Origin of the sequence: Bacillus sp. CCNWLW194 (assembly GCF_037120585.1) — a bacterium.
Classification (GTDB): Bacteria; Bacillota; Bacilli; order Bacillales; family Bacillaceae_G; genus Bacillus_A; species Bacillus_A basilensis.
Window position 1 is genome coordinate 18,434 of sequence record NZ_JBBBBL010000030.1, and the last position, 15,136, is coordinate 33,569.

At 34.1% G+C, this 15,136-nt stretch carries 13 protein-coding genes and 2 pseudogenes; 12 read left to right on the forward strand and 3 right to left on the reverse strand.

Features of this window, described 5'->3' with window-relative positions; translation table 11 throughout:
• Positions 1-38 precede the first annotated feature (38 nt).
• The gene (locus tag V7S50_RS32690; RefSeq protein WP_336376780.1) at positions 39-221 is read right to left on the reverse strand and encodes a hypothetical protein; all 183 of its coding nucleotides are present in this window, start codon (positions 219-221) and stop codon (positions 39-41) included.
• Positions 222-1,222: 1,001 nt separating this feature from the next.
• Between V7S50_RS32690 and V7S50_RS32695 the strand changes: the two genes are divergently transcribed.
• The 5 genes from V7S50_RS32695 to V7S50_RS32715 all read left to right on the forward strand — a co-directional run bounded on the left by V7S50_RS32695 (position 1,223) and on the right by V7S50_RS32715 (position 4,911).
• Positions 1,223-2,116, forward strand: a complete 894-nt coding sequence (locus V7S50_RS32695) for a S8 family peptidase (protein ID WP_336376779.1) — start codon at positions 1,223-1,225, stop codon at positions 2,114-2,116.
• A 13-nt stretch (positions 2,117-2,129) separates the two neighbouring features.
• Positions 2,130-2,942, forward strand: coding sequence for an SAR2788 family putative toxin (locus V7S50_RS32700; RefSeq protein WP_336376778.1), 813 nt, complete (start codon positions 2,130-2,132; stop codon positions 2,940-2,942).
• A gap of 9 nt (positions 2,943-2,951) precedes the next feature.
• Entirely contained in the window at positions 2,952-3,470 is a 519-nt protein-coding gene (locus V7S50_RS32705) for a hypothetical protein (protein ID WP_000357144.1), read from the forward strand.
• Positions 3,471-3,673: 203 nt separating this feature from the next.
• Complete coding sequence (locus V7S50_RS32710) at positions 3,674-4,579, forward strand: hypothetical protein (protein WP_336584456.1); 906 nt, start codon at positions 3,674-3,676, stop codon at positions 4,577-4,579.
• A gap of 53 nt (positions 4,580-4,632) precedes the next feature.
• Entirely contained in the window at positions 4,633-4,911 is a 279-nt protein-coding gene (locus V7S50_RS32715; RefSeq protein ID WP_336376776.1) for an AbrB/MazE/SpoVT family DNA-binding domain-containing protein, read from the forward strand.
• 208 nt (positions 4,912-5,119) lie between these two features.
• Here V7S50_RS32715 and V7S50_RS32720 read toward each other — a convergent pair whose 3' ends face one another.
• Both V7S50_RS32720 and V7S50_RS32725 read right to left on the reverse strand, forming a co-directional pair.
• Complete coding sequence (locus tag V7S50_RS32720; RefSeq protein ID WP_336376775.1) at positions 5,120-5,650, reverse strand: SMI1/KNR4 family protein; 531 nt, start codon at positions 5,648-5,650, stop codon at positions 5,120-5,122.
• A 64-nt stretch (positions 5,651-5,714) separates the two neighbouring features.
• Positions 5,715-8,456 (reverse strand): immunoglobulin-like domain-containing protein, encoded by a 2,742-nt coding sequence (locus V7S50_RS32725; protein WP_336376774.1) that lies wholly within the window; start codon positions 8,454-8,456, stop codon positions 5,715-5,717.
• Between the two features lie 382 nt (positions 8,457-8,838).
• Between V7S50_RS32725 and V7S50_RS32730 the strand changes: the two genes are divergently transcribed.
• The 7 genes and pseudogenes from V7S50_RS32730 (at position 8,839) to V7S50_RS32760 (ending at position 14,787) form a co-directional block, all read left to right on the forward strand.
• A complete protein-coding gene (locus tag V7S50_RS32730) occupies positions 8,839-8,985 on the forward strand; it encodes a hypothetical protein (protein ID WP_336376773.1) in 147 nt (48 codons plus the stop codon).
• Positions 8,978-9,145, forward strand: coding sequence for an HNH/ENDO VII family nuclease (locus tag V7S50_RS32735; protein ID WP_336376772.1), 168 nt, complete (start codon positions 8,978-8,980; stop codon positions 9,143-9,145). Before V7S50_RS32730 ends, V7S50_RS32735 begins: the two co-directional genes overlap by 8 nt.
• Positions 9,146-9,203: 58 nt before the next feature.
• Positions 9,204-9,602 (forward strand): annotated as a pseudogene (locus V7S50_RS32740) (SMI1/KNR4 family protein).
• 156 nt (positions 9,603-9,758) lie between these two features.
• Positions 9,759-9,962 (forward strand): annotated as a pseudogene (locus tag V7S50_RS32745) (hypothetical protein); the annotation flags it as partial.
• Between the two features lie 188 nt (positions 9,963-10,150).
• Entirely contained in the window at positions 10,151-10,576 is a 426-nt protein-coding gene (locus tag V7S50_RS32750) for a MarR family winged helix-turn-helix transcriptional regulator (protein WP_199710729.1), read from the forward strand.
• A gap of 570 nt (positions 10,577-11,146) precedes the next feature.
• Positions 11,147-12,553, forward strand: coding sequence for an MFS transporter (locus V7S50_RS32755; RefSeq protein ID WP_336376771.1), 1,407 nt, complete (start codon positions 11,147-11,149; stop codon positions 12,551-12,553).
• 1,064 nt (positions 12,554-13,617) lie between these two features.
• On the forward strand, positions 13,618-14,787 hold the full coding sequence (locus tag V7S50_RS32760) for a serine hydrolase domain-containing protein (protein WP_336376770.1): 1,170 nt from the start codon (positions 13,618-13,620) through the stop codon (positions 14,785-14,787).
• Positions 14,788-15,136 lie beyond the last annotated feature (349 nt).

Here is a 15,136-nt window from a genome sequence, read left to right on the forward strand (position 1 = left end):
TTTACTTCTATGAATGCATTTTGTACAAAAAACAAAAACTAATAACCTGGTTGAGTAGTTGATGGGATGGAAGTTGGTGGTGATTCAATTAGTGGTGGTTGAGTTGATGGGATGGAAGTTGGTGGTGGTCCATTTAGTGGTGGTTGAGTTGATGGGGTTGAAGTTGGTGGTGGTCCAATTAAAGTTGGTTCTTTACAATTTACATGCGTGCTAGTAACCACAAAATTATAATCCTTTTGTTTTTTGTTACAATTACAATTTCTATTCTTTCTAGGTCCATGAGAATTATGTTTAGGCATGTTTTAGATTATCCTCCCTTCATAGCTTGTACTATTAATAAATGCAGCTTGTTTATTCCTTGAAACGGCATTTGCCAAGCTTTTGTAAAATAATCATCTAAAGTTAACATCCCTTAACCTATCAGTAGTTTATTTATCTATAAACATGCTATAAAGGCCTCTTCAAATGAACTGAAGAGGCCTTTATAGCATGTTTTGAATTTCAGTTAGCTATTATTCCGTTTAGTAGATGCTACGTTTCTATGCATAAGTATAAGGTTTAGAATTTTTAATTCAATATTTCAATAGGGTTGCTGTTTTGTTAATTTATCTGTTAGATAGAATGTTTTAATTTTATATGGGATCGTATCATAATGGGTATAGCTAGTTACTAGTTTCAGAATTGATATGTAATGAAAAAGCTGAAAAATTATATTTTGATAAGGCTTTTTAGGCATGGAAAGATGGTTTTGGGAAATTATGGTAGTTTTGATAAAGCTATGTCCAAAAATCTTTTATGCGTAATAATGTCATTTTAAATAACTGCAATAATCTCTTACAGTATTTTTCGGGGAGGTAATTTTTGATTTTTATGTTGATTTATAACTTATGTATTGCTTCTGTTCCTAATTTTTGTCCTATTAAACTTTGGAACCTAAATAATTATATATGCAATAATATTATTTTTGGATAATTTTCATCCGTATTTATTGAGTAATCGTATCTATTAAAAATTATTTTATCGTATTATATGAATAATAAACTAAGTTAAATAATGGTATCTGTTCTCATTGAATATACCAGAAAATATTGGTAAAAAACAGTCTTTTTATTACATTCAATTGACTTTAATATTTAAAGGGTCATATGAACTTTAAGTTTGTGTTGATTAATCCTCTTCATTACAAGGGGACGTTTTTTGAAGGAATCGTTAAAAAGGAGTGGTGTTAATAAAGAAAATAATATTATTTGTATGCGCTTTAGTGTTATTTATCATGTTTGGATGTACTAAAAAAGTATCTAATAATTATGTTATCTCAGAGGAAAGTTGCCAGAAAAACTGGGCAGTTTGTACGTTATTTCCTGAACATGTAATCAAAATTGCAGGTTCTAAAACTGTGAAAGTAGCTGTTTTAGATAGTGGGATTAATCAGGACATAAAGGGACTTAAAGGCCAGGTAAAGAAAAGTTATAATGCGCTTAATAATACTTTTGAGACAGAGGCTATATTAGATCATGGAACTATGATTGCAAGTATCATTGCTTCTACAAAAAGTAGAAATAATGTGGTGGGAATTAATCCTGCTGTTGAATTGTATGATGTTCAAGTTTTAAATGAAAAGGGTAGTGGAAAAATAGCGGATATAATATCAGGGATAAACTGGAGTGTTGAACAAGGTGTTGATATTATCAATTTAAGTTTTGGCTTTTCTAAAGATGACCCTAACCTAAGGGAAGCGATAAGAAATGCATCAAATAAAGGGATAATAATTATTGCTGCTACAGGAAATACCATTGGCTTATCTACTGATTACCCTGCTAAATACCCTGAAGTATTATCTATTTCTGCTATTGATGAGGATATGAAATTATATGCTTATGCCGGCCAAGGCAAGGTTGATTTTGTGGCACCAGGCGTAGATGTACCTGTATTAAATATACATGGAGAGGTTGAAATGCAAAGCGGGACTTCTTATGCAACAGCTTATACAACAGGGATTGTTTCTATATTGCTTCAAAATGGGAGTAAAGACATAGAAAAGGATCTACGCTTTGGAGCAATAAAATTAGGTGCGAAAGAAAAATTTGGGATGGGATTAGTACAAATAAAAGAATAAGGTGGAGAATTTAATGAAAAAATATTTTATCTTCAGTATAATTACAGCGCTTTTCATTACATATGTTCCTACAGGGTTTGTATATGCAGCGCAAGAAAATGATTCTGCATTAAAAGAAATTGTAAATGTTACCGAAAACACTGAAACTAGTAAAATAGATACCGAAGTTAAAGTTGATATAAAGGAAGATTTAGGGATAGAAACATCCGAACAAATTGAAATAACTGAAAATGTTGTTGATAATGTAGACACTTTTGAATCAGTATTAGATACTGATCAAGTACAAATGCAAAGTACATTGGAATATAATACTGAAACAAGTGAAATGAGTGCTAAAGCAATACTAAATGATGAGAATGGAAATGAAATAGAGAAGAATTTTTCAATTCTTGTGACTGATGTAGAAGGTGAAGATTTAAAAGCCATTTTTGTGGATCAAGAAACTGGTGAGCAATATTCTATTGATACACAAGAAATAACGGCATCTGCTCTTCCTTTGGTTCCTGTTCTTGTTGCATTCGTAGTTAAAAGCGGTCTAAAAGCAGCTATAAAAAAATATGGACCAACTGCTATTAGAACTCTAATGAAAAACTCTGAACCTCTTGCTAAAGCAGTTGCAAGCAGATTGGGATACGCAGAAACAAACTATTACTCTCATGGTGCAAGAGTATATTATAACAAAAAAGGAAAACCTAAATATATAACTAGAGACAAAGATGGCCACATTGGTGGAGCTTTTAAAGGTGCTGATTCAGTAAAAGCTCTTGGAAGTAAGAAAACTAGATCTGGAACTTATGATTTAGAATTAAGAAGAATCGGAGCTTAATAACTAATTATGGATAAATTTAAAAAATTCAAAGTAGATTTTACAAATACTGAAGAAACTCCCTTTTTTCAAGTAACTTCGAATCATAGAATTAGATTCGATATGGATTTATTTGTGAATAATAACACTCGATTATTAAAAAATATCTTGGATAATTTATTCAATCAAAACGAAAAAATAAATTCTTCCTTTATCTGTGGATATATTATAAATGGTAAAAGAATTCATGAAAAAACAGGTTTAGGTAAATTTACTAAAATTAGAAATTGGAAAGAAACATTAATAAAAAACGATAATTTTACAAGTTCAACAATTTTTGCATCTATAAAAAATTTAAATTATCAGGATGTATATAAATACTGTCAAAATGTATCACAAGGGCATCCATCAGCATATATCTCATTTTATAATGACAATTATTTATTGTATATAAATCAGGATGTACTTGATATAATTTCATTTAATGAGAAGTTAATAGAACAATTAAAAACTAAATATGCAGTGGAATATGATAAATATTATGAGTAATTGATATATTTTAAAGGAATATATTAAGAGATTATAGAGAATTCCCAAAAGACCAACCCCTTATTTATTAAGAGGTTGGTCTTTTTTAATTTTTCTTCCATAATGAAGTATTTAATTACATTGAGTGTTGTTATTTATCCGTACATATGCAATGTTCTCAACTAATTGAAAGTCATTTTCTATTAATTGGGTAATAAATTCATTTGAATTGTTTTGCTTATCAATTTCCTCTAATAATACAAAATCACCTAATTTATTACTTTCCTCAAATGGAAGCAGCTAAGAAAGCTATTTACAACTATCTTGATGAGATTCCGGATAATGCAAATGTAATGTTAAGAGTTTATGGACATAAAGGAAGTAATAATGCAAATGATAAGAGTTTATCCTGTGGATCTTCGGAGGTAATGTATCCATTACAGCCTTATAAAAAGGAGCAATTTAATGCTGCTTTATCAAATTTTGGTCCGAAGGGGTGGACGCCGTTAGCATCCGCTATTGAGTCTGTAAATGATGATTTTAAAGAGTATACCGGTGAGAAAAACCTAAATGTAGTATATATTGTGAGTGATGGAGAAGAGACTTGTGGAGGAGATCCAGTCAATGCTGCCAAAAATCTCAACCAATCTAGTACTCATGCAGTTGTAAATATTATTGGATTTGATGTGAAAAATAGTGAACAACAGCAATTAAAGAATACAGCAGAAGCAGGAAAAGGGAATTATGCGACAGTAAGTAATGCTGACGAATTATATCAAACTCTTAATAAAGAGTATGAAAAACTATATAAAGAATGGGAAAATTGGAAGATTGATCAATACTTTAGTCTGAATACGCAGTGGGCAGATTTATTTATGAATATTAAAAAGGCTCATATGGAGATTAATGATGTAATTAATAAAGAGCATTATAACTTAAAGAATAATATTTCTTACTTAAGTGAGAAAGAAATTATTGATAATAATAAAAAGCTCAGTCTTGAAAAACTTATTAAACTTCGCTTTGAAACTTTAACTAGTTATTATAATGATAGAGAAAAGGAGTTAATAAATCTGATAACTGAAAATGAAAAGAAAATGAAACAACAATTGGAGCAATCTAAACCATAATGAAAAGGTGTTAAAATATAAATGGTTGATAATTTATTAGGGGGAATAATATTATGAAAGCAACTGGAATTGTTCGAAAGATTGATGAATTAGGAAGAGTTGTAATACCTAAAGAATTGAGAGATACACTAGGTATAGGGATTAAATCACCGTTAGAAATTTTTGTTGATAATGAAAATATAATTTTAAAAAGATACTCGCCTTATAATGCTTGCCAAATTACTGGAGAGGTATCTGAAAGAAATATAACTTTAGCAAATGGAAAAATTACTTTAAGTCCTAATGGAGCTAAACATTTAGCTGAAGAACTAGAAAAATTTTTGGTGAAATAGGTTTAATACCCGAAAGATTTCATTTGCAGCAAGTACCATCTGTCAAAATGGATTGTTTACTAGGATAGAATGGTATTTAAAAAGATTGCGTGAATTTCTAATAATCAAGACCTAAAATGAATTGGCTTAGATAAATTAAAGGACATTACATATTTAAAATGTAATGTCCTTTCTTATGTATCTAAAGCACACATTACTTTAGGTACATTTATTCACAATTCTCTTCTTTTAAACAAATTTCGATGAATGCAAAAATATTCTTTGCCTCGATAGCACGCTTTCCCCAGTCATGGTAATAGTATAAAACCTGTCCTGTAAACCCAACTTCAGTTGGATCTGTATCAATGCAAAGGTAATCTCCGCCACCATTTTCTGCAATTGGAATCCACTTAGAATTCCAAAGAGCTGGTTTAAGCTCTTTTTCAATATCTGGCTCTAAATCATCATCAGGGTCGAATTCTTCCTGTAAAAATTCCCAATTAGCTATAATTTCAGAAATGGGAGACAGAGTCAAATTTCTTACAAATGGATTCACCCCAGGTTCCCAAATTTGTCCGTTATACACTCTGTAAAAGCTCTTCATTTCTTCAGGGAGTGTAAGCCCCAGTGTATCCTCAATAAGTTGAAAATCTTCATCACTTGCACCTGGCTGAAGATTTAACGATTCTTTAAAGTTACTTTCAGAATTTGATCCTCTTTCGATAATACGTTGCCACAACCATTCAGCTTGATTTATCATGCTATTTATCCACCTCGTCTCAAACATAATACCTTCAATACAGGATTGGAGACTATGAATATCTTTATTTGATAGCCTTTTTAAATTTACGACCAAAAGTAATTAACATACCTGCAAGGATTGCTAATATACCTACAGCGGTACTATTATTTGAACTTGCACCTGTTTTTGGAAGCTCTTTTATAGTATCTTTTTTATTATCCAAAGTACTACTAGTGTTGTTATTGTCAGAGACATTTCCGGTAGTAGTAGTACTATTGTCAGGACCTTCTCCAGAATTAGTATTGTTATTACTATTATCAGAACCATTTCCAGAGTTAGAGTTGTTATTATTATTGTCAGAACCATTTCCAGAATTAGAGTTGTTATTATTATTGTCAGAACCATTTCCAGAATTAGAGTTGTTATTACTATTATCAGAACCGTTTTCAGTGTCTGTATCTTTTACAGTTACTTTTTGTGTGGCCGTTACTTCATTTCCACTTGCATCACGAACTAGAAACTTAACTTCGAAATTACCTGCTTTAGATGTATCAACTTCGCCCATATGAATTACTTTGTCAGTAATATCGCCATCTTCTTTATCGATAGCTTTAACGCCAGAAAGTGGGTTGTATTTATCGCCGACATGAATAGTTACTTCAGTAGGTACAGTTAAAACTGGATCTTCATCTTTTGTTTCTACTTTTTGTTTCACTATAACAGTTTGCTTAGCGGTAACTGTATGCCCTTTAGAGTCTGAAACTGTATAAGTTAACTCATAAGTACCAGGCTTAGAAGCATCAACGCTGCCATCAACTGTTACTTTATTAATAATATCGCCGTCTTCATTATCAATAGCTTTAACGCCAAAAAGTGGATTGAATGTATCCCCTACATTAATCGTTGTTCTAGTAGGTACTGTTAATTTCGGTTCCATATCGGAAGTTTCTTCATTTTCTTTTACAATTACAGATTGTGTAGCTGTCGCATTAATTCCTTTAGAATCAACGACCCAATATTCTACAATGTATTTACCGGGTTTTGAAGTATCAACATTACCTTTATATTTAATTTTATTAGTTAAATTACCATCTTCCTTATCAGATGCAGATACATCAGCCATTGGATCAAATTCTTCACCGACACTAAGTGTAGTAGTAAATGGAACAGTTAATACAGGTGCTTCATTTGTTGTTTCTACTTTCTGTTTAACAGTAATAGTTTGTTTAGCAGTAACTGTATGCCCTTTAGAGTCTGAAACTGTATAAGTTAACTCGTAAGTACCAGGTTTAGAAGTATCCACGCTGCCATCAACTGTTACTTTATCAGTAATGTCACTATCTTCATTATCAATAGCTTTAACACCTGTCATTGGGTCAAATTTATCTCCTACATTGATAGTTGCTCCAGTAGGTACAGTTAATTTTGGTTCCATATCGGGCGTTTCGTCATTTTCTTTCACAATTACGGATCGTGTAGCTGTCGCATTAACTCCTTTAGAATCAACAACCCAATATTCTACAATGTATTTACCAGGTTTTGAAGTATCAACATTACCTTTATATTTAACTTTATTAGTTAAATTACCATCTTCCTTATCAGTTGCAGACACATCTGACATCGGATCGAATTCTTCGCCAACTTTAAGCGACGTAGTAAATGGAACAGTTAATACAGGTGCTTCATTTGTTGTTTCTACTTTCTGTTTAACAGTAACAGTTTGTTTAGCTGTAACTGTATGCCCTTTAGAGTCTGAAACTGTATAAGTTAACTCGTAAGTACCAGGTTTAGAAGTATCTACGCTACCGTCAACTGCTACTTTATCAGTAATATTGCCGTCTTCTTTATCAGTAGCAGATACTCCCATCATAGGGTTAAATTTATCCCCTTCAGTAATTGTGGTTACAGAAGGTACTTTGAGTTCTGGTGCTTCATCTGTCTCTGTAACTTTCTCTCTTACAATTAACGTAGCGACTGTATTTACTGTGTTTCCGAAAGAGTCTGTCACCTTATAATACACTTTATAAGTACCTGGCTTATTTACAGAGCCAGTATAATACTCATATTCTACTTTAGAAGTGATATCTCCATCCTCAGGGTCAGTAGCTTTAACGCCAACCATTGGATCAAATTGTTCACCTTCAGTAATTATAAATTCATCTGGGGCTGTAATGACCGGCGACTGGTCTTTTACGATTATAGTTCTCGTTTTTAAATCCATTTTCCCTTGGGAATCCATTAGGTAATACGTTATATAGTAAGTACCAGGTTTACTTGTATCTAGTCCATTATCATAAGTTATTTTATGAGTCAGATCTCCTTCTTCCGAATCTGAACCCTTTACATCCTCCATCGGATCAAATGAATCACCAATATTAAGAGTAATTTCATCACGTAATATAAATATAATTGGAGCGGTATTATCAACGTTCTTATATGTAACTACTACACGTTGCTTTTGAACAACAGTATTACCTTCATCATCTGAAACGGTAAAAGTTAATTCATAATCTCCCATTTTAGTTAAGTCTACTTTTTCATGACCTGTATAAGTTATTTTTGATGTAATATCCTTACCGTTTTTATCTTTTGCCCATACATCTTTCATAGGATCAAATGGATCACCTACAAAAACAACATTTTGAGGAGGAACAAACAATGTAAGTTGCTTGTCTTCTGCTCTTTCCTGTACTGGCTCACTTGCTTTTAATGAATCTGTCGTTTGTGCACTTGCGTTACCTGCCCCTGCAATCATTGATGTAGCTAATGTTGCTGTTGCTACAAATCCTACTAGTTTTTTTGATTTGGATGTTGAATTCCCCATATATAAGCCCCTTCCGATACTTGAACAATTAGTATTTTTATAATATTCAATGATATTTTAACATAATTTATCCAGTATATGTATAACTCGATTGATTTATATCTAAATATTAAAAATTTTCAACTCTAGATTAGCTCTCCAAGTTCATACTAATTGAAAGAAACTTTGAGTAGCCAATAAGGGAAGTTGTTTACAACCGTAATACATGTTTTCAGATTTTTATAACAATCAAAATCCCTCTTAATAATTGTAAATTTATATATTTTATTTTTGTAGTATATGTTTTGGTTCCATATGTTAATAAAAATACTTATAAAAAGGAGTATACAAAATGGGGTCTCGCCAACTAAACGCGAATTTCGTACGCTAAGGAATTTCTAAGTTGAAAAACTTGGTTTTACCATCCGTTAATAAAAGCGGAAAGTCGAACCTTCAACTCGCTTTGGATGGCGGTGTACCATTTACAAAAGATAACTATAAAATTGAGTTACATCATTTAACGCAAAAAATAACCTGGAGCAATGGTTGAAATACCAGCTAATAAACATGATGAATTTACTAAAGCATTACATGGTTTAGTAGAATCAGGAGAAAGTTTTAGAAACGACAAAGAACTATATAAACAGTATAATAATTTTAGAAATAACTATTGGAAAATGCGAGCGCAAGAACATTTAGGAGGGAAATAAAAGAATGGATGACAAGATTATTTCAATTATTTCTACATATAGAAAAGATGGAGATTTTATGGGTGGTGTAAACGAAGATACGATTCGAGAAGCAGCGCAAATACTAAATATTACATTCCCAAGAACTTACCATTGGTTTTTAAAATAGTATGGTAGTGGCGGACTTGATGGAATGGATATACATGGTTGTGAGACAACAGCAGTAGATTCTTCCGTTGTTTGCCACACAAAGTTATATAGAGAAACATATAACCTACCTGAACAATACATTGTTTTAAATGATATCGATGGTACTGTGACATGTTTAGATACCAATCAAATGAAAGATGGCGAGTGCCCCGTTGTCTTTTGGAGTCGTTTTTCAAAGGAACTGTATGCTATTACTTATGAAAACTTCAGCGACTATCTATTAGATTCTTTACAAGAATCTGTAGATAATTTGTACGATGAGAATTAATTGATTATAGAATACTAAGATTCACATTTTAAGTAATAATATATATTTATAGGTTTCATATGATTTTACTGCTTTTTCTTTGTAAATTTGCTTAGCGTACGAAATTCGCGTTTTGTTGGTGCTATCCCATCGCTATCAAGCTAAGCTTATGCAAAATTCATAATGGTCAGTTTAGGGTTAAATGTATGCACAATTCCAGTGGCTTTATTTATAGGTGTGATGGCAACAGACTCTCCATATAGTACTGAACTTGATTTTTGGGGAGGGTTTCTCTTTATTCAGGGAATACCGATCCTCATACTACTTGCGGCTTTGATATGGTGGTTTATACGCAAGGGCAAAGAAAAAATCGACATATAGAATTTTAAAATGACTTCAGCTAACGGGAATTATGTAAATAAGTTGTCCATGTGGACAGCTTATTGTTTTTTTGCTTAGCTTGATAGCGATGTAACGGTACCTTATTTTAGGGAAATTGACAATGGAAAGAGACACGAATATAATAATCGTAGCAACTATAGTCATGTCTATTATAAAGGGGGCCGACCATGGAATTAGAAAAATATATGGGTGTTAATGTACAGCGTGCGGCTCTTAAGCTGAATAACTATTATCAAAAAGTGGTGAATCCTTTTGATATTACTGTGGATCAGTGGGAAATATTGGTCGTTCTTTGGGAAAAAGAAGGGATTACCCAAAAAGAGCTTGCTGAAAGACTGCACAAGGATCAGACAAACGTTGCACGAATGCTTTTCAAACTGGAGAAGAAGGAATTTATTTATCGTGTAGTCCATGAAACTGATCGAAGGTCTTTACGTGTATATTTGACTCCTAAAGGTCGCGAAAGTAAAGATGACATCCTTTCTCCATCCATAGAGGCGTATAAGAACACCATCAAGGGTTTGTCTGAAGAGGAAGTAGAAACATTTAGGAGAATTCTTTCTGTAATGTATAACAATGTAAAGGATTTATAATCAGAGAGAAGAGTAGATGAATGCATTTCAATCTTAAAAGAAGGGATTGAGGTACTCGAGCGTACATCACACACATTGGAGTATTTTTTTATCCGGTTTATCCGAGAGTAGCAATGAAAGTGAAGAAACCTGGAATGTTCATAAAGTGATTGAGCATCTCATTGAGGGAGAGAAAAATAATTGGATACCGCGATTAGAATTTATTCTTAAGGTATATGAAAGTAAAGCGTTTCCCTCATTTGATTGTTTTTCTCACTCTGATTAAAAGTCAGAAAAAATAATATATTTAAAATTAATCAAATTCAAGGGTTGGCATCATGATTTCGGTGTCGTTATATTAAGGGAATCATTCTCTACGTGGGCTGTGGAGTAAATATTTAGGTGTTTTAAAAGAAACTTGATAGAATCGATGAGTCGGACTGGTAAGTGTTAATAGATGGGATATATAGTTGCTGCGACCATTATAATCAAGACTACTATTTCTATGCTTTTTTTTAGAAAAAATATTAACAGATTAAATACTTGTCGTGTCAAGTATTGCTACGACAACAATAATGAGGAGGATACAGGATGGATATATTAGATAAAAGTATCGGGATTTTTGACGCCAAGTATAGAGCTCTGACTATAGGGATCATACTTGCTGTGACTACAGTGGCATTTGAAGGACTGGCGATTACCACTATTGCTCCAAATTTAGCGCGAAATTTACATGCTCTTCATTTGTATGGTTGGATATTCAGTTCTTTTCTTTTGGCACAAATCGTCGGAACCATGATTATAGGTCAGCGAATTAACAAAAACGGCGTTTTTACATCGTTTATGGCATCGATTCTTTTTTTCGTGATTGGCATTGTTATTGCGGCCACCTCGGTGAATATGGTTATGCTAATCGCAGGGAGAGTGTTTCAGGGGTTTGGCGCAGGAGCAATCATTACGTGCGTATATTATAGCATTACTTTAGGCTATCCCGATAAGCTGAGAACGAAAATACTTGCCGTGTTTTCAAGTGCTTATATTTTACCTGCCTTAATTGGACCCTATATCGCTGGACTTTTAGCTGAGTTTTTCTCCTGGAGAGTTGTTTTTTGGATGGTGCTTCCTTTCATTGGTTTGGCTGTAGTGCTGACGCTTCCCGCTTATCGCAAATTTTCGGTGAAGGAAAAAGAAGCTTCTAAAAATATCCAGAAAGAAGGATATGCGGTGGTGCTGGCCATTGGAACGGGCTTGTTGATGATGGGCCTTGGTTCTATAACCGATTGGAAGGGTATGGTACTTTCGGCGGTGGGGGTGCTTTTCATGATCCAACCTTTGCGAAAGTTGCTGCCCGGGGGTACTTTTAGTGCAAGGAAAGGTTTGCCTGCGACTATTGCGTCAAGAGGTTTGTTTGTCGCTTGTTATACTGCTACCGAAAGTTATGTTGTCCTAGCATTGACAGAAGTGAAAAAAATGCCTGCAGATCTGGCTGGGTTAATTGTGGCGGCGGGTGCATTAAGTTGGTCGATGGCAGCTTGGATCCAGTCAAAGTTTGATGCCAAAGACCACGGGGCAGGTCGAAACAAACGGGTAACGGCTGGTATTTGTTTTATGGTTATTGGTGTTGCCGCTGTTATGCTAGCTGTAGGTCTGCACGGAGGGGGAATCGTATTTGCAGTGATTTCGCAAATTTTCATCGGATTTGGTATAGGGTTAGCACATCCAACCACCGGAGCTATTGCGTTGCAGCATGCGAATGCAGGTGAAGAAGGGGAGATATCTGCCAGCCTTCAATTTACAGACGCATTCAGTCCGGGTTTAAGTATAGGAATCGGCGGTGCTTTCATTGCCGTTAGTCAATCGCTAAATTTGGGGTTGTTAACGGGAATTCTGTTGGCTTTGTCTCTTCAATTGTTTTTCGTCATTCTGAGTTTGTCGATATCCTTTCGTATAAAACAGACGAAATTAGCCTCTGAGGACGACTTATCAATACCGAAATGATGTTCGGTGAGCCCAGAAATGCATAATATTAAGGTTTAACGCTTCGGCTACGGTGCTTTAAAAAATAGACTTGAAGCTTAAAAAATTAATCCAGCTTCTAATAATTCTAATGAGCTAGGACTGGGATACCATCACATACTATCCTGTCTTCTGTGCGAGGTGTTGAAGGACATGTGGAGATAGGTATCGCTTTAGTTCTTTAGCGAATAAATGAAACTTATCTTGAATCAATAGATTCATACAAAACGCCATCCTTTCTATATATTTCTACAAAAAGAATAGCGTTTTTTTCTTTTTATGGATACCATTTTTTAGCTTGATAGGCATGTGGGATACCCTATGCCCATCAACTTAAGAATTTACACCCTCAAGATGAAAATTTTGTGTATTTTTTACAGAAAACAACTAATTTTTCATCTTGGGGGTATTTGCTTTTCTAAGCTTGATAGTGATGTGGCGGTACCCCACATTCATCAACTTAAGAAAAAGTAACACCTCAAAAACAAAAAATGAGATGACTTCTCAAAATAACTACCTGTAGAGAAAGAAAAATTTCATTTAGTGGGTACTTCAAAACCTTACCTTGATGGCGATGGGTTCACCATATCAAAAAAGAAAACTGTGCGTATAGACATATTTTTCAACCGCTTCCTGTACGTTAAGTGACTCGTTATTTTTTTTACAGTTTTTTATTATTAAATTCTAAATAATTAATTATAATAGATGAAAAAAACGATCAATAGTTGTGTTACGGAAAGGATTCGAATTTACATTCTTTCTCAATACATATTATGGATAAATAAAGTAAAATATGGGTTGGGGTTATGTCTTATGTTGTGTTAATACTAACAATAACTAAGGGTACATAGTATGCTTTCATACCTTTGGATAATTTTGTTATAGGAGGGATGGAGATTTAAATGGCTCAAATTGTTGGTATTGATAGATACCTTTGTAATGGGGCTTTAATCTATATGCGTGAAGGCCTTTCCCTAAGTCTTGTCAGGAAGTAAGGAACAGTAAGCAAACACTTATACAATATGAATAGAGGAGAGGAATGCCTTATGAAAATACGTAGTCAAATTACATGTGCAAGTCTGGCCCTTTTAATAGCTGGAAGTTCCCTGTTATATACAACACCAACTTCAATTGTAAAAGCAGAGCTCACTCAAAATGTATCTAGTTCGTTACAAACAAATACTCAACGAGATCGTACTTCCGTCAAGCAAGCAATGCGGGATACATTGCAACTTGGATACCCGGGGATACTTGCTAAAACTTCTGAGGGTGGAAAAACGTGGAGTTATGCCGCTGGAATAGCGGATCTGAGAACCAAGAAACCAATGAAAACAGATTTTCGCTTTCGCATTGGGAGTGTGACGAAGACGTTCACCGCAACAGTTGTACTTCAATTAGCTGGAGAGAATCGCCTGAATCTAGACGACTACATCGAAGACTGGTTGCCTGGTGTCATTCAAGGAAATGGATATGATGGTAACAAGATTACTATCCGGCATATATTGAACCATACAAGTGGTATTGCTGAATACTCAAGGTCAAAAGACGCTGATTTTACGGATACAAAAAAATCGTATACGGCTGAAGAGTTAGTGAAGATGGGGGTTTCTCTGCCTCCAGACTTTGCCCCAGGAAAGGGCTGGTCTTATTCAAACACAGGATACGTATTACTGGGCATTCTTATTGAAAAAGTAACCAGAAACAGCTATGCGGAAGAGATTGAAAATAGGATTATTGAACCACTTGAATTGTCGAATACATTCCTACCAGGCAATTCAAGTGTTATTCCAGGCACTAACCATGCCCGTGGATATGTCCAACCAGACGGAGCAAGTGAGCTAAAAGACGTTACTTATTATAATCCAAGTGCAGGTAGCTCTGCTGGAGATATGATTTCTACTGCTGATGACTTAAACAAATTCTTCTCTTACTTGCTCGGTGGCAAATTACTGAAGGAACAGCAACTAAAACAAATGCTTACTACAGTTCCTACAGGAAAAGAAGGAATCGATGGATATGGTCTTGGAATCTATGAAACTAAGCTTCCAAGCGGTGTCTCGATATGGGGACACACAGGTGGCATTCTAGGGTTTACAACTCTTGTTGGAGGTAAACTTGGAGGCAAGCATACGTTGGTCGTCAATTGGAATAGTTTGGGTAGAACTGACAGTCCTAATCCTTTTAAAAATATATTACTTGCTGAATTTAGCAAGTAGGAAAAAAGGAAAAATTCATCGTAGTTTTCATAGTTAAAAATATACTTTTCTGGTTCAAAAGCCCCAACTTATTTTCAAGAAAAATTTGGGGCTTTTTTTGTTTTGGTGACGATTCTTCTTAAGTTGATGGTCACGTGGAGTTATCCCATGCCCATCAACCTAACAGAGCAGGTTAACCTCAAAACGAAAAAATGAACTTTGTTGCTATAAAATGCACAAAATTTTCGTTTTTGGGGGTACTTCAAAATCTTAGCTTGATGGTGATGGGGTAGTACCACACATCCATCAACTTAAGGTATATTTTTATACAAAATGCGGTCTTTCCATATAGTTTTTTATTATCTTTTAT